This window comes from Micromonospora gifhornensis, assembly GCF_016863515.1.
Classification (GTDB): domain Bacteria; phylum Actinomycetota; class Actinomycetes; order Mycobacteriales; family Micromonosporaceae; genus Micromonospora; species Micromonospora gifhornensis.
This window is the reverse complement of sequence record NZ_BOPA01000039.1, coordinates 20,685-37,558: the sequence shown is the minus strand read 5'-3', so window position 1 is coordinate 37,558 and position 16,874 is coordinate 20,685. Positions and strand designations below refer to the sequence as shown.

Below are 16,874 nucleotides of genomic sequence, written 5' to 3'. Positions count from 1 at the left end.
GCCTTTTACTCAAGGCCCAGACCGGCACCGGACGGCCGGACGATCATCGACGCCCAGCATAGGGAGGTCAGAGGGGGTTTCCCGGCCTCGACCAGTGGTGATCGTGAGGACAATCACCAGGCCAGACGCCTCGGGGAACGGCGGGCGGCGGGTCACGCCCGCAGAGAACCGTTTCGGCGACGGCTGCGTCCTAACCTTGCGTGATGGATTCAGACGACGCGGCGTTGCTGCGCCGCGTCGGGACGGGCGACCGCCGCGCGTTCGACGTGCTCTACGCGCGCCACGCACCGTGGTTGGTGCTGCGGCTGCGCCGCCGGTGCCGTGACCCGGAGTTGGCCCAGGAGTTGCTCCAGGAGACCTTCCTGACCGTGTGGCGGGCGGCGGCCGGCTACCGGGAGGACGGCGCGGTGACCGGCTGGCTCTGGGCGGTGGCGTCACGCCGGCTGATCGACGCCCACAGGCGCATCGCGGCCCGTCCGTCCACGGTCGGGTCGGTGGCACCGGAGGCGGTGTCGGCCTGGTCGCCGTCGGCCGAGGACGAGGCGCTGGCCGGGTCCTACGACGCGGCCCTGGAGCGGGCGCTGCACCGGTTGTCGCCGGAACTGCGGGCGGTGTTGCAGGCCACCGTGCTCGACGGGTTGACCGTACGGGAGACGGCGATGCTGCTGGGCGTACCGGAGGGAACGGTCAAGACCCGGGCGATGCGGGCCCGCCGGGAGCTGCGGGAGGCGCTGTCGTGACGGCTTTTCATCTGGACGCCCGGACGCTTGCGGCGTACGTCGACGATGCTCTGGACGACGTCGACGCCTGGTCGGTGGAGACGCACCTCGACCGGTGCGCCGCCTGCCGGGCCGATCTCACGCTCGACGATCCGACCCGGCGGCTGGTCGAGGCGGCGGCGGTGGCGTGGGCCGCCCCGCTGCCACCGCCGGGCCGGGTACGCCCGGCGACCCGGTGGCGTCGGATCCGGGTCCTGGTGGGTGCCGGTCCGGCCGCCCGAAGTGCGTGGCTGGTGGCGGTGGCCCTGACCGGGCTGGCCGCGCTGGGGTTGGCGGTCAGCCCGGTGATGCTGCCGCCGTGGCTGCTGCTGTTGGCCGCGCCGATGCTGCCGGCGGTCGGCACGGCCCTGTCGTACGGGTCGTGGTCCGATCCGTTGCACGAGATGGTGGCGTCGACGCCACAGGGCGGGCTGCAGATCATCCTGTGGCGCACGCTCGCGGTGCTCGCGGTCACCGCGCCTGTCACGCTCCTCGCCGGCGCGGTGACCGGCGTCGGTACGCCGATGGTGTGGCCGCTGGCCGGTCTCGCGCTCGCCGCCCTGACGTTGGCGCTCGGCTCGCTGATCGAGCCCGGCCAGGCGGCGGCGGTGGTGGCCGGCGCGTGGGCGGCGATCGTGCTGGCGCCGATCGGCGAGTGGGCGGTGCTGGTGCAGGCCGGTCCGGTGTGGCTGGCGGTCACGGCAGCGGCCGTGCTCGTGGTGTGGACCCGCCGGGATCGAGTAGGGAGACGAACCGCGTGAGCGTGACGGTGAGCGTACGAGGATTGCGGGTCAGCTACGGCCGACGGACCGCCCTCGACGAGTTGGATCTCGACCTGGGTCCGGGGGTGCACGGCCTGCTCGGCCCGAACGGGGCCGGCAAGACGACGCTGATGCGGGTGCTGGCCACCGTGCGGCGACCCGACCGGGGACAGGTACGGCTGCTCGGGCAGCCGCTGTCCGATGCGGTCGGGCTGCGGTCGGCCCGTCGCCAACTGGGCTACCTGCCGCAGTCCTTCGGGTTCTATCCACGGTTCACCGTTCGGGAGTTCGTGGAGTACTTCGCCTGGCTGAAGGAGATGCCGGCGGCGCAGATCCCGCTGGCGGTGGACCGGGCGATCGAGCGGGTCGGGCTGTTGGACCGGGCCGACGACCGGATGAAGCACCTCTCCGGTGGGATGCTCCGCCGGGCCGGCATCGCCCAGGCCATCGTCAACGATCCCCGGGTGCTGCTGTTCGACGAGCCGACCGCCGGACTGGACCCGGAGCAACGGGTGGAGTTCCGGGCGCTGCTGCGGGAGTTGGGGCTGGATGCGGTCGTGCTGGTCAGCACCCACCTGGTCGAGGACGTCGTGGCGGCCTGCACCCGGGTCAGCCTGATGGACGCGGGACGGCTGGTGTTCGACGGGCTGCCCGCGGAACTCATCGCGGCCGGTGGGGTCGGTGACAGTGGTGACTCCCCGATCGAACGCGGCTACGCCGCGGTGCTGCGCGACGCCCGGACGGCAGCCCGGTGAGGCGGATCCTGCGTACCGAGCTGCGTCGGGGCACGGCGCCGTGGGCCGCGGCGGCGATGTGTGGCGCCGGAGTGTGGATGCTGGCCGTGCATCCGGAGGACTGGGGCGGCCGGTGGGCCGGGCTGGTCAACTACCTGCGCACCTCGTTGCTGATCCTGTGCGCGCTGATGGTCGCGGCGGGCGTGTGGCAGGCCGGCCGGGAGCGGCGGCGGGGCATCGACGAGATGGTGAACTCCACCCCGCGTCCCGGCTGGCAACCGGTCCTGGTGGCGTGGCTGGCGGTGACGCTGGCCGGCACCGTCGGTGTGCTGGTGGCCTTCGCCGGGGCGGCGGTACTGGTCGCGCCGGTCGCGACGTACGCCGGGGACGGCTGGTGGTGGACGCTGCTCGTCGGGGTGCTCGCGTTGGGCGCGGCCACCGCCGGTGGCATGGCCGTCGGCCGGCTGGTGCGGTTGCGCCTGGCCGCACCGGTCGCCGGGTTGGCCGCGTACCTGGGGCTGGCGATCCTGACGTACTGGGACACGAAGAGCGCGGTGTGGCTTGCCCCCGTGCAGGTCGCTCAGGCCGCGTACCAGGTCGTGCCGGGTCGGGTGGTGGCCTGGCAGGCGGGGTGGCTGCTGGCGTTGACCGTCGCGCTGCTCGCGCTCGCCGCCCGACGCTGGTTGGCCGCGGCACTGGCCGGTGTGCTCGCGGTCGGTGTGGCGGTGCCGATCGTCACCGGCCCCGGCCCGAACCGGCTGCCCGCCGACCCGGACGCGGTCGCGCTGGTCTGCACGGACAGCGGCCCAAAGGTGTGCGTCGCCCGGATCCACGCGTTCCTGCTCGACGACGTGACCCCGATCGTGCAGCCGGCCCTGGCCCGGATCGAGGGCATTCCCGGCGCACCCGACCGGGCGATGGACGATGCCGCCCGGCCGGTCGACCAACCGCAGGTGCCCGGCGACGGGACGATCTGGCTGCACCTGGACCAGCAGGCCACCGTCCGGGGCGGCCTGGCCAACCAGGACTGGCTGGCGAGCGACCTGCGGGCGGTCACGGAACTGAACTGCCGCTACGATGATCATGACCGCGAGGACGAACGGGCGGACCTCACCGGCGGGCTGGCCCACGCCTGGCTGTTCGAGATGCCGGCGAGCCCCGTGGTCCCGGTCGACCGGCTCTACGCGCTGCCGATGCCGGCGCAGCGGGCCTGGTTCGCCGACTACCTGCGCGCGGCGGCCGCCTGCGATGTGGCGGCGCTGATCCGGCTCGGGCAGCCCCGGTGAACGGCCGCAACGCCGACCAGCCTCGATCGCGCCGCACCGTCGTTGACCAACCTCGGGCGGCCACCGACGGTGGTGGCGCTGTCGCTTGGTCCCGGGGGTACGCGCGTCGGGCCACGTCGACCGGCCGTCGCTTCGCGCTGCATCTGACCGCGCGCGGTGGACCGACGTTCCTGGTCGGGCTGGTCGTGATCGCGGTGCTGGCCTGGGCGGCGGCCGGTTGGTTGGCCAGTCGGCCCTCCTTCGGTGGATCGGTCGCCCGCATTCCGGTGGTCGCCCTGGCTCCCCTGCTGGCCGCCATGCTGCTCGGTCCGAGTCTGGCCGGCGCCGACGAGGAGTTGGAACGCGGCACCCCACTGCCCTGGCGGGCGTGGCGGGCGGGTCATGTGCTGCTCGCCGCCCTCCTCAGCGCGGCAGTGCTCAGCCTGGCCGGGCTGGCCGACCCGCACACCTTCGGCGCGTACGCCCTGGTGCGCAACACGCTCGGACACACCGGTCTGGTGGTGGGCGCGGCGGTGCTGCTCGGTGTCCGCCTGGCCTGGCTACCGGCCTTCTGCTACGGCTGCGCCGTCTACGCCGCCGCCCCGCGCGGCACCGACCGGGTCACCGCGATCTGGGCCTGGCCGGTGCAGCCCTCGTCGGCCACCGTCTCGTGGCTGGTCGTCGGTGTGCTGTTCGTCGCCGGCGTCACCGGCTACGCCCTGCGCGGTGCCGGCGGCGGGCACGGTAGGTGGCCGGTCCTGATCCGCTCCCGGCTCAGTTGGCGGTGAGCAGCCCGCGCGCGGCGCGGACCTGGTCTACCGCGCGGTGCAGCGCGGTCACCACCCGCTGTTCCAGTTGCCCGTCGAGGCGGGCCGCCGGGATGGAGAGGCTTATCGCGTCCACCGCGGGAGTGTGCAGCGGCACCGCCACCGCGAAGCAGACAATGCCCTCGGTGTTCTCCTCGTGGTCGACGGCGTACCCGCGTTCCCGGCTGGCCGCCAGGTCGGCGTGCAGGGCCGCCAGGTCGGTGATGGTGTGCCGGGTCAGCGCCGCCGGGGACGGCCCGAGGATCGTCTCCACGTCCTCGGTGGCGCGTTCGGCGAGCAGCACCTTGCCCAGGGCGGTGGCGTGCGCGGGTAGGCGTCGTCCGATGGCGCTGTAGAGCCGCAGCGGGTGCGAGGACTCCCGCTTGGCGGTGTAGACCACGTGCGCGCCGTCGAGTCGGCCGAGGTGCACGGTCTCGCCGAACTGCCGGGACAACTCGTCGAGCACCCCGGCGAGCAGCCCGACCGCGTCGTCGGTGTCCAGGTACGCGGCACCGACCTGGAGGGCGCGTACGCCCAGCCCGAAGCGGGTACCGGTGTCGTCGGCCTCCACCCAGCCTCGCTGCATCATCGTGCGCAGGATGCCGTGCAGGCTGCTCTTCGGGATGCCCAGGTCGCGGGCCAGGTCGCCGAGGGAGCGTCGGCCGCCGGAGGCGGCCAGGGTCTCCAGTACCTCCAGCGTGCGCCCGGCCGACTTGACCGGTTGGAAGCCCTCGGCGGTTGTCATGGCGCTCACTGTAGCGGGATTGACATTGCCGGGATCAGCAGTAGGGTCACATATGTGACTGCCGTTCATCCTTCTGAACAGCCCGCCGACGTCTCGGAGACCATCGCCGCGGGCCGGATCCTGCCGGTCGTCGTGCTCGACGACGCCCGTGCCGCCGCCCCGCTCGGTGCCGCCCTGGCCGCCGGTGGCCTGCGCAGTGTGGAGGTGACCTTCCGCACCGACGCCGCCGCCGACGCCATCCGGGCCATGGCCGAGGACCCACAGCTGCTCGTCGGCGCGGGCACCGTGCTCACCCCCGGCCAGGTGGACGACGCCGTCGCGGCCGGTGCGAAGTTCATCGTCTGCCCCGGTTTCAGCGCCCGGGTGGTGGCCCACTGCCAGCAGGTGGGCGTGCCGGTCTTCCCGGGGGCGGCCACCCCGACCGAGATCCAGATGGCCCTCGACGCCGGGCTGGACACGGTCAAGTTCTTCCCCGCCGAGCAGCTCGGCGGCACCACCATGATCAAGGCGCTGGCCGCGCCCTTCCGGTCCGTACGCTTCATCCCGACCGGCGGGGTGAACACCGGCAACCTGCGCGACTACCTCAGCCTGCCGCCGGTCCTCGCCGTCGGCGGGACCTGGATGGTCGCGCCCAGCCTGCTCGCCGAGGGCCGGTGGGACGACGTGACCGCCCTGACCGCCGCCGCCGTGACCGCTGCCCGGGAGGCCTGATCCGCCATGTCCCTTCTCGACCTGCGCCCCGCCGAGGACTGCCGCTACGACCTGGTCTCGCTCGGCGAGGTGATGCTGCGCCTGGACCCGGGTGAGGGACGGGTGCGCACCGCCCGCGCCTTCCGGGCCTGGGAGGGCGGCGGTGAGTACAACGTCGCCCGAGGGCTGCGCCGCTGCTTCGGGCTGCGCACCGCGATCGTCACCGCGTTCGCCGACAACGAGGTGGGGCGACTGCTGGAGGACCTGATCCTCCAGGGTGGCGTCGACCCGTCGTTCATCCGTTGGATGCCGTACGACGGCATCGGCCGCAGCGTGCGCAACGGCCTCAACTTCACCGAGCGCGGCTTCGGCGTACGCGGGGCGGTCGGCACCTCGGACCGGGGCCACACCGCCGCCAGCCAGCTGCGCGCCGACGACGTCGACTGGGACCACCTCTTCGGCGACCTCGGGGTGCGCTGGCTGCACACCGGCGGCATCTACGCCGCGCTGTCGGAGACCACGCCGGAGACCATCGAGGCGGCCATGGTCGCCGCCCGCCGACACGGCACGATCATCTCGTACGACCTGAACTACCGGCCCAGCCTCTGGAAGGCGGTCGGCGGGCAGGCCCGCGCGCAGGAGGTCAACCGGCGACTCGCCCGGTACGTCGACGTCATGATCGGCAACGAGGAGGACTTCACCGCTTCCCTCGGCTTCGAGGTGCCCGACACCGACGCCAGCCTGTCGGAGCTGGAGGTGACCAACTTCCAGCGGATGATCGAGGAGGTCACCAAGGAGTTCGACAACTTCCGGGTGGTGGCCACCACGCTGCGCACGGTACGCAGCGCCACGGTCAACGACTGGGGTGCGATCGCCTGGGGCGGCGGCCGGTTCGTCGAGGCCACCCACCGGCCCGGCCTGGAGATCATGGACCGGGTGGGTGGCGGCGACAGCTTCGCCTCCGGGCTGATCTACGGCCTGCTGGAGCAGCACGACCTGGCCACCGCGGTGGAGTACGGCGCGGCGCACGGCGCCCTGGCGATGACCACCCCCGGCGACACCTCGATGGCCAACCGCAAGGAGGTCGAGGCGCTGATGCGCGGCGCGGGCGCCCGGGTCCAGCGCTGATCCACCGCTGAGGCCGTCGCCCGGCCCCGACGCTGGTCGGGGCCGGGCGATTGTCATTTCTGTCGGCACCGACCATCGCGGAATCCACCACGAACGTTGAACCATGTGGTTCACTATCGCTATGGTGAACCACATGGTTCAGCAAGATGCGCGTCTCGACCGGATCTTCTCGGCGCTGGCCGACCCGACCCGCCGGCAGGTGCTCGCCCGGCTGGGGGCCGCGCCGGCCACGATCAGCGATCTGGCCGAGCCGTTCGCCATCTCCCTCACCGGGATGAAAAAGCACGTCCGGGTGCTGGAGGAGGCCGGCCTGGTGGTCACGGAGAAGGTCGGCCGGGCGCGGCAATGCCGACTGGGCACCGAGCGACTGGACGACGCGATGGCGTGGATCACCTTCTACCAACGGCTCTGGGAACGTCGCCTCGACGGTCTCGACGCCTACTTCACCCTGCGGAAGGGAACGCAACAGTGACCGAGACGCCCGACCTGCACCTGCGCCTGAGCCGGCACCTGCCGGCCTCCCCCGAGGAGGTCTTCGACGCGTACACCGATCCGGAACAGCAGAAGATCTGGTTCAGCATTCTCGACGAGCAGCCCGGCATCGTGGAGATCGAGACCGACCTGCGCGTCGGTGGCACCCAGACGGCGGTCTGGGGGCCCAGCCGCGACCATCTGTTCCGCGAGACGCAGACCTTCCTGGAGATCGACCGGCCACACCGGCTGGTCACCGAGGCGGTGGGCAGCAGCCCGGACGGCTCCACCATGACCACCCACGTCGAGGTCACCTTCGCACCCGACGGGGACGGCACCCTCGTCACGGTGGTCCAGCGCGGATTCCCGGCTCCGGAGATGCGCGACTTCTTCGCCCACGAGGTCTGGGTCGGCGCCCTCGACCGGATCGAGGCGTTCCTGCGCCGCTGAGGGCGGGTCGGGGACGGTCGACGGGGGTCGTTCCCGCCCGCTCACGGGCCAGGCAGCCAGGCGATCACGCGTAGGCGAGCAGGAAGTCGACGGTGCCGGTGCCACCGGGTTGGCCCGGCGGGACGGGCAGCCCGGGTTCGCTGTTCAGGACGTAGAACCCGCCGTTGCCGACCAGCCGCGGGGTGACGGCCAGGATCTGCGCGGCCATGCTCGCCCCGGAAGGGCGCACCACACTGTCGCGCAGCAGCGTGAAGAGGTTCGTGTTCAGGTTCGCCACGTGCAGCACCCGGTACGACCGGGGGGCCGGAGCACCGGTGCTCGTCAGCCCCCACACCGGCACGATCTGGGTGGGCCACCGCGCCGGGTTGTTGGTGATCGCACTGTCGTGGTTGTTGAGCTGCGTCTGGATGCCCGAGTGGATGCCGGCCAGGTGGATGTGGAGCTGATCCTGCTGCCGGATCGTCGGATCGGCCGAGTTGATGCCCAACCCGATGTGCGGATAGACCACATGACCCGGCTGTCCTGGCTGCGCGTTGTTCCAGGCGTCGAGCCAGTAGTTCGGCGCGCTGGAGGTGGCGATGAACGGGCACTCGATGCCGCTGATGCGACAACTGGGCACCAGCAGGAAGTCGTGGTTGGACCCGGACCCACCGTTGAGGATCACGTAGGTGGGTGTCGTGGCCAGGCACTGGGGAAACGGCGGGCCGGGCTTCGTCCCCTCGCAGACCTGCACCCGGTCCCACAGGTCGTACCGGCCGCCGGTGTCGCTCGGATAGCCGCACAGCTGCGACGGCGTGGGGCAGGCCGAGCCACCCGGTCCGCCGGGGTCCGGTGCCGGCGAACCGGGAGCCGGTCCCCCGTCGGCGAGGGCCGCACCACCTCCCGCGAGACCCAACAGGCCCGTGGCGCCGACCGCCCCCGAGAGCCTGACGAACTGACGTCGGTGGATGTTCCCGGTCGCCCTGTTGTCGCCCATCCTCAACCTCCGCCCGTCGCGACCCGAGCAGGCCGCTCGGTGCCCACCCCCGGCCCCAGCTGGAGCAATACGGATGCGAGGAATGAACATGTCGAGACTAGGACGATCCGCCCAGAGCTCTGCATCGGCAGCCGGACGGATCCCCTGATCGTGTCGCCTCGGGTCGCCACGCAGAAGCTTCGCCTCCAAGCGCCGGTACGGCCGGTACCGCCGGTTCGGTGGCCGCCTCGGGCCGGCGCGGACAGCGCACGAATGAAGAAGCGCGGCCGGGTACCGGATGTGATCGTGGCTGCGCGGCGTCGCCTACGCCGCCCCGCACGGGCAGCGATCCTCGACAGGGGCAGCGCCCCTCGGTGAGCGCCGCCCGCCCGGGCCACGACGCACTGCTGAAAGGCAGGACGAGCATGGCGCACATCGATCTCGGAATCGATGAAAAGGAATTCCCCGGCATCACCGGCCCGATGCGCTACCGCCCGGAGACGGCGAAGCCGCTCAACGAACTGGCCGAGGTGCTGCTGCGGGCCCCGAACACTCTCCCGGCCGGTGAGCGGGAGCTGATCGCGGCGTACGTGTCCGGGCGCAACGACTGTGAGTTCTGCTGCGCCTCGCACTCGGCGTTCGCCGCCGTACAGCTCGACGAGGGTTACGACCTGGTGGACCAGGTACGTGCCGACCTGGACAGCGCCCCGATCTCGGCAAAGCTGCGGGCGCTGCTGCGCATCGCCGGTGCGGTGCAGGTCAGCGGCCGCAACGTCACAAGCGAACTGGTCGCCGACGCCCGCGCGCAGGGCGCCACCGACACGGAGATCCACGACACCGTGCTGATCGCTGCCGCGTTCTGCATGTTCAACCGGTACGTCGACGGGCTCGGCACCTTCGCGCCCGCCGGTCGGGACGCCTACGCCGCGTCCGCGCGTCAGGTAGTCGAGTTCGGTTACGGGGCAGCGGTTCGCACTGACTGAGCAAACAGCACGGACAAGGGTGGCTACACCCCTCCCCCTCTGCGATGGTCGATGGACACGCCTGGCCAGGCCCGTCACCCGTGAGTTCGGAGGGATCGATGGACCACGCACGTCGTCTGCGCCATGCCGCCGACAGGCTGCAGGCAGACATGGTCGACCAGCTGGGCACCCTCGTCGCGTACGAGTCGGCACCGGGCTCGCTGCCCCATCTCGAGTCCTGTGCCGACCTGCTCGCCCGCTGGGGAACAGAAGTGCTCGGGCGGCCGGCCCAACGGGTCGTGCTCGACGGTCTACCGCACCTGCTGTGGCCGGCGGTCGACCAGCGGGTGCTGCTCCTCGGCCACTTCGACACCGTCTTCCCGATCGGCACGACCGAGACCAGACCCTTCACCGTACGCGGGAACGTGGCGACCGGCCCCGGTGTGTGCGACATGAAGGCCGGCATCGTGCAGATGTTCGCCGCCCTGCGCCTGGTCGAGGACACCTCGACGGTCGGGGTGCTGCTCACCTGTGACGAGGAGAGCGGATCGGTCACCTCCCGGCCGTTGATCGAACGGGAGGCGCGGCGCTCCGGCGCGGTACTGGTCTGCGAGGCCGCGACCCCGGAAGGGCATGTGAAGGTGGCCCGCAAGGGCGGTTCGGTGTACCACCTCACCATCCTGGGCCGCGCCGCCCACGCCGGCGTGGAACCCCAGCGGGGAATCAACGCCACGGTCGAGGTCGCCCACCAGGTCCTCGCGTTGGGCGCGCTCGGCACTGCGGACAGCGCGGGCACCTCCGTCACTCCCACCCTGCTCTCCGCCGGAACGACCACGAACACCGTGCCGGAGAGCGCCAGCCTGGCCGTGGACGTGCGGGCCTGGAGCAAGGCCGAGCTGGAACGGGTCGACCACGCGATCCGCCGGCTGCAACCGCACCTGTCCGAGGCGACGTTGACCGTGTGCGGCGGGATCAACCGCTATCCCATGCCGGCCGAGCTCGCCCAACCGCTGCTGGAGATGGCGCGGTCGACCGCGCTGGCGCTCGGCATTCCGGAGCTCGTCGGGGCGTACGCCGCCGGGGCCTCCGACGGCAACTTCACCGCCGCGCTCGGCGTACCGACGCTCGACGGTCTGGGCGCGGTCGGAGGCGGTGCACACTCCGCCGACGAGTACGTCTGCCTGGACCGGATGCCGGAGCGTACGGCGCTGCTGGCCGGACTCGTGGAAACAGTGTCCTCGATGGAGGGTTTCGGCACGCAACTCGTCGCCTGAATCCCGTAACCTGCCTACCGTCGGCAACGGGCCGACAGCGGGAGGTCAACGGCGGCATGGCTACGGAACAGCGTCCAGGATCGACCGTTCCCCGGATCGGTGTCGAGGAGGAATTCTTCGTCGTCGACGCCGACCGTGGCGAGGTGGTCCCGGCAGCGGCCACCGTCATCGACCGCGCCCGCCCGGCCCTCGGTGCCCGGGTGGGCGGCGAGATCACCAAACTGCACGTGGAGGCCCGCACCGACCCGTGCCGGAGCCTGGACGAGCTGGGGGCGCAGCTGGCCGAGGGCCGGCGGGCGGTCCAGAGCGCGGCTAGCTCGGCCGGGCTGCGGGTGATCGCCAGTGCCTCGCCGGTGCTCGGCAACGCCGTGCCACCGCCCATCACCGAGGGGCCGCGCCAGGATCGCGGCAACGCCACCTTCCGCGGGCTGCACGACGAACTCGCGATCTGCGCCGTGCACGTGCACGTGGAGGAGCCCGACCGGGACCGGGCCGTACTCATCGGCAACCATCTGCGCCCGCACCTGCCGGTGCTGCTCGCCCTCACCGCCAACTCGCCGTACTGGTGCGAGCGGGACACCGGTTACGCGAGCTGGCGCAGCGTGACCTGGGGTCGGTGGCCGGTGGCCGGTCCCCCGCCGTTCCTGACCTCCGCGCAGCAGTACGACGACCACATCGCCATGCTGATCGAGGCGGGGGCGCTTGTCGACCACGGGACGATCTTCTGGGATCTGCGGCTGTCGGCGAACCACCCCACGGTGGAGGTGCGGGTGACCGACGTGCCCGTCACCGCCGCCGAATCGGCGGCGCTGGCCGCCCTGGTGCGGGCGCTGGTGATGGTCGCCGGACAGGCCGTGGACAGCGGCGACGAAGGGCCCCGGCCGGTATCGGAGCTGTTGCGGCTGGCGTACTGGCGGGCGGCCCGCGACGGGATGGCGGGCCACGGCGTCGACGTGGCCACCGGCCGGCTGCTGCCCGCCGCCGCGCTCGCCGATCGGCTGGTACGGCTGGTCCGGCCGGCCCTGGACGAGGCGGGCGACCGGCAGCGGGTGGAGGACTGGCTGGCCCGGCTCGGCACCGACGGCGACGGGGCGACCCGCCAGCGGGCCGCCGCGGCGGCCCGCGGACGCCTGACCGATGTGGTCGACGAGATCGTCGCGCAGACCGCTCCCGGAGTGCTGGCCGAACAAGAAGGCACACTTACGTAACGACGAACGGCACCCGCCTCCGCAATGCTGGAGGAACCGAACGTCGCACGGCGGGCAACGCCCCCGGCGTCGGCCGGTCCACCTGTTTCAGGGGAGGCCACAGGTGACCCACGCGCATCTGTTACCCAGGGTTCCGATCCAGCACCGGCGTCGACAACCGGCGGACATGGTCCGCGAGGCGGAGGAGTTCGCGGAGCGGATGGCACAGCGCCGATCCGTCCGGGACTTCGCTCCCGACCCGGTGCCCGAGAAGGTGATCGAGGCCGCGATCCGGGCGGCGTCGACCGCACCCAGCGGCGCCAACGTGCAGCCGTGGCGGTTCGTCGTGTTGACCGACCCGGCCCGCAAGCGCCGGCTGCGCGAGGCGGCGGAGGCCGAGGAGCGCGCGTTCTACGACCACCGCGCCTCGACGGAGTGGCTGGGTGCGATCTCCGGGCTCGGCACCGACTGGCAGAAGCCGTTCCTGGAGACCGCACCGGCCGTCATCGTGGTCTTCGAGGTGCATCAGGGGCCGCACAGCCCGAAGCCGTACTACGTCAAGGAGTCCGTGGGCATCGCGGTCGGCGTGCTGATCACCGCGCTGCACCACGCCGGCCTGGTCACCCTGACCCACACACCCAGCCCGATGCGGTTCCTCAACGAGGTGTGCGAGCGGCCCCGGGAGGAGCGCCCGTACGTGGTGATGCCGGTCGGCTATCCCGCGCCGGACGCCCGCGTCCCGGACCTGACCCGCAAACCGCTCGACGAGGTCATGATCCGTTGGTGAAGTCCTTGCTGAGGAACTCGACAAGCGGCTCGACGTGCCGGTCCGGGCGACGCCACTCCGCCAGCAGATCCTCCAGCAGGTGCTGCTCGGCGACCATTTGCGTGCCCCGGTAGCGCCGGATCACCGGGTGGATGAAGGCGCTCTCCCGGGCACGGTCGGGGGTCGGGTGACGCTCGATGGCGAAGACGTCGCCGTACTCGTCACGGCCCCAGCGCAGCGCCAACGTGTACCACTGGGTGGCGTCGGCGAAGCGTTCCACCGCGTAGTCCTCGGGCAGGTCCTCGTAGTGGCGGAAGTCGCCGGTGGCGTCGTCGCGGACGAACGCGTCGCAGAGGTACTCGAACTGGGTCCACAGTGCCGAACTCCAGTTGACCCGGTCGAGCATCAGCTTGGTCAGCGAGGCGGGGTCGGCCGGGGTCGTCGCGTACGACAACGGCACGTCCTCGTAGCGTTCCCGCAGCATTCGGGTGAAGGTACGCAGGTTGTACCGGAACCCGTCGATGAACGGCGAGGAGGCGTGCTTGACGTCTCGGGCCTGGGCGATGGTGCCGGCGAAGTAGAGGCCGTCGACGTTCGTGGACTGCCAGTCCGGGCGCAGGTCGGGCATCCGGTCGTCGCGCACCATGTCGGGGCGGCAGGTCTCGTCGAACAGCGAGGTGTCCATCTGGAAGCCGGTGCACCGCACCACCTTGTGGTAGTCGAGCACGGCGGTCTCACCGTCGGCGTGGGTGTAGGTGATCGACACCTGGAAGCGTCCGTCGACCGGCCGGATCTCGTCGATGGTGCAGTCGAGCACCGAGTGCAGCGTCTTGAACTGGTAGCTGTCGAGGATCGCGCCGTACTGGCCGCGTACGTCGCCGGGGTGTTTGGTGTTCCAGGCCAACTTCAGCGGGTGCCGGCTGGCCAGGTGCACCATCGACGCCCGGCCGAGGATGGCCGAGGCGGTCTCGAAGGCGGAGTTGCCCTTGCCGATGACGAGGACCCGCTGGCCCTCGTACTCCTCGGGGTCGACGACCATGTCCTCGTACCCGATCGCGTGCTCGATGCCCTTGATGGCCGGCACGAACGGCTTGCCCCAACCGGTGGCGACGATGAGGCACCGTGCCCGCACCTCGCCCTGGTTGGTCCGCAGGGTGAAACCGTCGGCGGTACGGGTGATCTGCTCGACCGTCGTGCCGAAGGAGATGTTGAGCTGGTAGTGCCGCTGGAACTCGGCGAGGTAACGCACCAGGTCGTCGGCGGCCGGCAGGTACTCCTTGCTGAAGTTCGGGAACAGCAGGTCCGGGGAGTCGTTGAGCAGCGAGTTCCAGTCCCACCGCAGCCGGATCTCGGGATCGGTGCTGTCGGTGTGCACCTTGTTCAGCGAGATGAGCCGGCGGTGCCGGGGGAACCGGCGGAAGAACCCGCCGGGTGAGTCACCACTTTCGAGCGTCAGGTAATCGGCGCCGTGCTGCTGAAGGTAATAGCTCAGCTGAACCCCGGCGGGGCCGGCGCCGACGATGACGTACCTGTGCTCGTTGCTGACCATCCTGCGGGCCCCTTCGACTGAGAGATGAATCCATTGACCATGGAATGCATGACGGCGCGTGTCAATGCCAGCGCGTACCGTCGCGCAAACCGGCAGGTGCCCGAACTGTTGCCGCAGCGGGTGAAAGCGTGCTGGAATGGCTCACATCGCCGCAGCGTGGGGGCAACCGCGCTGGGAACGGCCACGCGGGAGCATCGCGTTTACCGGCAGCGCGCCACTTTGCGGACGTTCGCGCCGTAGCGCCGGGCCACTGCCCGACCGGGCACCTTCCTGGGTACGTCCTGCCAACTCAGCAGTACCGGCGACGAGGTGAGAAGCAGTCATGGTTTCCCGAGCAAGTTTCGCGGGGTGGTATCGACACCGTTACGTGTGGGTGGCGGCAATCCTGGTGGCGGTGTCGGCCGGCGCGGCCGTCGTGGTCAGGACGGCCGGCTCGCCGGCGGAGCCGACGGATCTGCAGGGGCAGATCATGACCCGGATGCGGACCTTCCTCGAACAGGCCGACCCGGCGCAGCACAACCACGCGGGGCACAACCTCGAGCAGGTGGCCAACGGCGAGGAGACGAAGCCGGCGGTGATCTGCGGGGTGCACGTCTACGGGTACGAGCCGTCCGAGGCGAGCAAGCTCGCCGACGTGCAGACGGTCTACGGTTTCCATCTCTGCGGGGTCGCCGAGCAGAAGCGCACCTGGGACTGGGCGGTCAAACTGGCCGGTCCAGTGATCATGGACTTCTCGACCGACCCGCCGGGCGTCCAGGTGGTGGAGGCGACCGAGGACGTCATCTTCATCGACCGGCTGCGGCAGATGTTCCCGCCGAAGTACGCGGAGCCGGCGCAGAGGGAGGCGCTGAGCCCCTCGGAAATGGTCGACCTGCGCCGCCGGTACGACGCCGCGGCGGGGCTGTGACCCCCATTCGGTGACGCCACTTCGCGGTAATCGACACTCATCGGCCCCGGCCAGTTGGCCGGGGCCGATGATTTCAGGTGCCCCTACGCCGGAGAAATGCTTTCGGCGAAGTCGTAGAGGCTCTTGATGTCGTCGTCGAAGTAGGGGCCGTCGAACTGGCCGTTGCCCGGGTTGTCACCGTGACTCACGACGCTGTTGATGAATCCGTACCCGGTGCTGTCGTTGTATTCCTGGAGCCAGGGTCCGCCGCTGGAACCGTAGGTCATGTTGCACCACATCCGGATCTGCTGACCGCCGGGGTTCCAGGTGGTGCCCTGGCAGTAGTACTGGCTCTCGCCGCCGCCGAGGTTGGACGGGTAGCCGAGCGCGGTCACCGAGACGGTGTAGCCGTAGTTCCAGCGCAGGCCGTGAGCACCGACGGTGTCGACGACCTTGAGCCCGTAGGAGCCGCCGTTGTTCATGACGGCGATGCCCATGTCCTCGGCGTAGCTGCTGTTGTTGATCCACGCGCTACGGGTGTTGAGGCTGGAGGCCACGAAGGTGCCGAACGGACGGGCGCCGTTGCGGTAGCGCGGGACGAACTGCCAGTTGCTGTACCACTGGCCACCCCGGCCGCCGTGCACGCAGTGCCCCGCGGTCATCACCAGCCGCCGCTTGCCGCTGGCGACGGTGCTGGCCGAGCAGGAGGCGGTGCCACCGCCGGGGACGGTGAAGTAGACCTTCCCGACGGCAAGCGACTCGTTGACCATCGTCCGGACGTCGTCAGTGCCGGCGATCCTCGGCGCCATGGGTGCCACCGCGCCCGCCGGCCCGGTGGGCTTCGGTGCGAGAGCCGGTGACTCGACCGCGCCGCCGCCGGGTCGGGCGAAGGTCAGGTCGACGGCCGAGGCCATCCGCTCCGGCGTCCAGAACTCCGCGACCTCCTTGGCGATCCTGTCGTTGGTGATCGCCCGACCGTCGAGGGTACGGGCGACGGTGCTGGTGTTGCCGTTGCTCTGGGTGGTGGTGGGACTTGCACTGACGGCCGGTGCGCCCCCCAGGACCAACGCGATCGACATTCCCGCGATCGCGGACCAGCGCAGGGTGGATTTCAAAGAGGACCTCCCTCGTCCTTTGGGCTCCCAATCGGGAACACGGAAAGCATATTGATCGATGTGTATAGATCGCAATGAACGGGAACTGACGGGTTCCGGACGCGCCAGCAAACACCTTTCGCCCTCACGGGACAGCATTCGATCACCACAATCAACTTTGCAAATCGCGATCTGACTCAGCACTGTCACAGCTTCGACGTAATTGACGAACCGCAGTCGGCAATTGCGACTCAAGCTAATTGAGGGAATCGCCACTACCGCGCCCGGACCGTGCCGGCGGGCGGCATGCGAGGGATGATCCCTTCGTGCCCGGTTGCCCACCCAGGCCCGCCTGCCTGCGGTGGTCGCTGTGCGTGTGCCCTCGCTTACCAA

At 70.9% G+C, this 16,874-nt stretch carries 18 protein-coding genes; 14 read left to right on the top strand and 4 right to left on the bottom strand.

The window, feature by feature from the left end; genetic code table 11:
* Positions 1-200: 200 nt before the first annotated feature.
* The 5 genes from Vgi01_RS25105 (at position 201) to Vgi01_RS25085 (ending at position 4,306) form a co-directional block, all read left to right on the top strand.
* Positions 201-740, top strand: coding sequence for an RNA polymerase sigma factor (locus Vgi01_RS25105; protein WP_204292686.1), 540 nt, complete (start codon positions 201-203; stop codon positions 738-740).
* Complete coding sequence (locus Vgi01_RS25100) at positions 737-1,519, top strand: zf-HC2 domain-containing protein (protein WP_204292685.1); 783 nt, start codon at positions 737-739, stop codon at positions 1,517-1,519. The genes Vgi01_RS25105 and Vgi01_RS25100 overlap by 4 nt, the downstream gene beginning before the upstream one ends.
* On the top strand, positions 1,516-2,274 hold the full coding sequence (locus tag Vgi01_RS25095; RefSeq protein WP_204292684.1) for an ABC transporter ATP-binding protein: 759 nt from the start codon (positions 1,516-1,518) through the stop codon (positions 2,272-2,274). The genes Vgi01_RS25100 and Vgi01_RS25095 overlap by 4 nt, the downstream gene beginning before the upstream one ends.
* Positions 2,271-3,539, top strand: a complete 1,269-nt coding sequence (locus Vgi01_RS25090; RefSeq protein ID WP_204292683.1) for an ABC transporter permease — start codon at positions 2,271-2,273, stop codon at positions 3,537-3,539. Before Vgi01_RS25095 ends, Vgi01_RS25090 begins: the two co-directional genes overlap by 4 nt.
* A gap of 137 nt (positions 3,540-3,676) precedes the next feature.
* Positions 3,677-4,306: a hypothetical protein gene (locus tag Vgi01_RS25085; protein ID WP_204292708.1), complete on the top strand. Its 630-nt coding sequence runs from the start codon at positions 3,677-3,679 to the stop codon at positions 4,304-4,306.
* Here the strand turns inward: Vgi01_RS25085 and Vgi01_RS25080 are convergent.
* On the bottom strand, positions 4,293-5,069 hold the full coding sequence (locus Vgi01_RS25080) for an IclR family transcriptional regulator (RefSeq protein ID WP_204292682.1): 777 nt from the start codon (positions 5,067-5,069) through the stop codon (positions 4,293-4,295). The genes Vgi01_RS25085 and Vgi01_RS25080 overlap by 14 nt on opposite strands.
* 54 nt (positions 5,070-5,123) lie before the next feature.
* On the opposite strand from Vgi01_RS25080, the gene eda reads away from it, so the two are divergent.
* The 4 genes from eda to Vgi01_RS25060 all read left to right on the top strand — a co-directional run bounded on the left by eda (position 5,124) and on the right by Vgi01_RS25060 (position 7,808).
* A complete protein-coding gene (gene eda / locus Vgi01_RS25075; protein WP_102655768.1) occupies positions 5,124-5,780 on the top strand; it encodes a bifunctional 4-hydroxy-2-oxoglutarate aldolase/2-dehydro-3-deoxy-phosphogluconate aldolase in 657 nt (218 codons plus the stop codon).
* 6 nt (positions 5,781-5,786) lie between these two features.
* Positions 5,787-6,887, top strand: coding sequence for a sugar kinase (locus Vgi01_RS25070; RefSeq protein WP_204292681.1), 1,101 nt, complete (start codon positions 5,787-5,789; stop codon positions 6,885-6,887).
* 133 nt (positions 6,888-7,020) lie between these two features.
* Entirely contained in the window at positions 7,021-7,359 is a 339-nt protein-coding gene (locus tag Vgi01_RS25065) for an ArsR/SmtB family transcription factor (protein ID WP_013734644.1), read from the top strand.
* Positions 7,356-7,808 carry an SRPBCC family protein gene (locus tag Vgi01_RS25060; protein ID WP_239089143.1) on the top strand — a complete coding sequence of 151 codons (453 nt, stop codon included), beginning with the start codon at positions 7,356-7,358 and terminating at the stop codon, positions 7,806-7,808. Before Vgi01_RS25065 ends, Vgi01_RS25060 begins: the two co-directional genes overlap by 4 nt.
* A 64-nt stretch (positions 7,809-7,872) precedes the next feature.
* On the opposite strand, the gene Vgi01_RS25055 is transcribed toward Vgi01_RS25060, so the two are convergent.
* A complete protein-coding gene (locus tag Vgi01_RS25055; RefSeq protein ID WP_204292680.1) occupies positions 7,873-8,784 on the bottom strand; it encodes a CDP-diacylglycerol diphosphatase in 912 nt (303 codons plus the stop codon).
* A 404-nt stretch (positions 8,785-9,188) separates the two neighbouring features.
* Here Vgi01_RS25055 and Vgi01_RS25050 point away from each other — a divergent pair, with 404 nt between their 5' ends.
* The 4 genes from Vgi01_RS25050 (at position 9,189) to Vgi01_RS25035 (ending at position 12,973) form a co-directional block, all read left to right on the top strand.
* Positions 9,189-9,746 carry a carboxymuconolactone decarboxylase family protein gene (locus Vgi01_RS25050; protein WP_102655766.1) on the top strand — a complete coding sequence of 186 codons (558 nt, stop codon included), beginning with the start codon at positions 9,189-9,191 and terminating at the stop codon, positions 9,744-9,746.
* A 98-nt stretch (positions 9,747-9,844) separates the two neighbouring features.
* A complete protein-coding gene (locus Vgi01_RS25045) occupies positions 9,845-10,999 on the top strand; it encodes a M20 family metallopeptidase (protein ID WP_204292679.1) in 1,155 nt (384 codons plus the stop codon).
* A gap of 56 nt (positions 11,000-11,055) precedes the next feature.
* Positions 11,056-12,207: a carboxylate-amine ligase gene (locus Vgi01_RS25040; RefSeq protein WP_204292678.1), complete on the top strand. Its 1,152-nt coding sequence runs from the start codon at positions 11,056-11,058 to the stop codon at positions 12,205-12,207.
* A 166-nt stretch (positions 12,208-12,373) separates the two neighbouring features.
* On the top strand, positions 12,374-12,973 hold the full coding sequence (locus Vgi01_RS25035) for a nitroreductase family protein (protein WP_204292706.1): 600 nt from the start codon (positions 12,374-12,376) through the stop codon (positions 12,971-12,973).
* Here the strand turns inward: Vgi01_RS25035 and Vgi01_RS25030 are convergent.
* Complete coding sequence (locus Vgi01_RS25030) at positions 12,957-14,501, bottom strand: NAD(P)-binding domain-containing protein (RefSeq protein WP_102655763.1); 1,545 nt, start codon at positions 14,499-14,501, stop codon at positions 12,957-12,959. The genes Vgi01_RS25035 and Vgi01_RS25030 overlap by 17 nt on opposite strands.
* A 322-nt stretch (positions 14,502-14,823) precedes the next feature.
* Here Vgi01_RS25030 and Vgi01_RS25025 point away from each other — a divergent pair, with 322 nt between their 5' ends.
* On the top strand, positions 14,824-15,408 hold the full coding sequence (locus Vgi01_RS25025; protein WP_204292677.1) for a hypothetical protein: 585 nt from the start codon (positions 14,824-14,826) through the stop codon (positions 15,406-15,408).
* Between the two features lie 83 nt (positions 15,409-15,491).
* Here the strand turns inward: Vgi01_RS25025 and Vgi01_RS25020 are convergent, their stop codons facing one another.
* The gene (locus Vgi01_RS25020) at positions 15,492-16,466 is read right to left on the bottom strand and encodes a trypsin-like serine peptidase (RefSeq protein ID WP_308441814.1); all 975 of its coding nucleotides are present in this window, start codon (positions 16,464-16,466) and stop codon (positions 15,492-15,494) included.
* Positions 16,467-16,874: the final 408 nt, after the last annotated feature.

What these genes read in the sequence shown, in the direction of transcription:
- Vgi01_RS25020 (WP_308441814.1), bottom strand. Translation starts at nt 16,466, where the DNA reads ATGTCGATCGCGTTGGTCCTGGGGGGCGCACCGGCCGTCAGTGCAAGT.
- Vgi01_RS25070 (WP_204292681.1), top strand. Translation starts at nt 5,787, where the DNA reads ATGTCCCTTCTCGACCTGCGCCCCGCCGAGGACTGCCGCTACGACCTG.
- Vgi01_RS25050 (WP_102655766.1), top strand. Translation starts at nt 9,189, where the DNA reads ATGGCGCACATCGATCTCGGAATCGATGAAAAGGAATTCCCCGGCATC.
- Vgi01_RS25045 (WP_204292679.1), top strand. Translation starts at nt 9,845, where the DNA reads ATGGACCACGCACGTCGTCTGCGCCATGCCGCCGACAGGCTGCAGGCA.
- Vgi01_RS25065 (WP_013734644.1), top strand. Translation starts at nt 7,021, where the DNA reads ATGGTTCAGCAAGATGCGCGTCTCGACCGGATCTTCTCGGCGCTGGCC.
- Vgi01_RS25030 (WP_102655763.1), bottom strand. Translation starts at nt 14,501, where the DNA reads ATGGTCAGCAACGAGCACAGGTACGTCATCGTCGGCGCCGGCCCCGCC.
- Vgi01_RS25055 (WP_204292680.1), bottom strand. Translation starts at nt 8,784, where the DNA reads ATGGGCGACAACAGGGCGACCGGGAACATCCACCGACGTCAGTTCGTC.
- Vgi01_RS25035 (WP_204292706.1), top strand. Translation starts at nt 12,374, where the DNA reads ATGGTCCGCGAGGCGGAGGAGTTCGCGGAGCGGATGGCACAGCGCCGA.
- Vgi01_RS25040 (WP_204292678.1), top strand. Translation starts at nt 11,056, where the DNA reads ATGGCTACGGAACAGCGTCCAGGATCGACCGTTCCCCGGATCGGTGTC.
- Vgi01_RS25025 (WP_204292677.1), top strand. Translation starts at nt 14,824, where the DNA reads ATGGTTTCCCGAGCAAGTTTCGCGGGGTGGTATCGACACCGTTACGTG.
- Vgi01_RS25080 (WP_204292682.1), bottom strand. Translation starts at nt 5,069, where the DNA reads ATGACAACCGCCGAGGGCTTCCAACCGGTCAAGTCGGCCGGGCGCACG.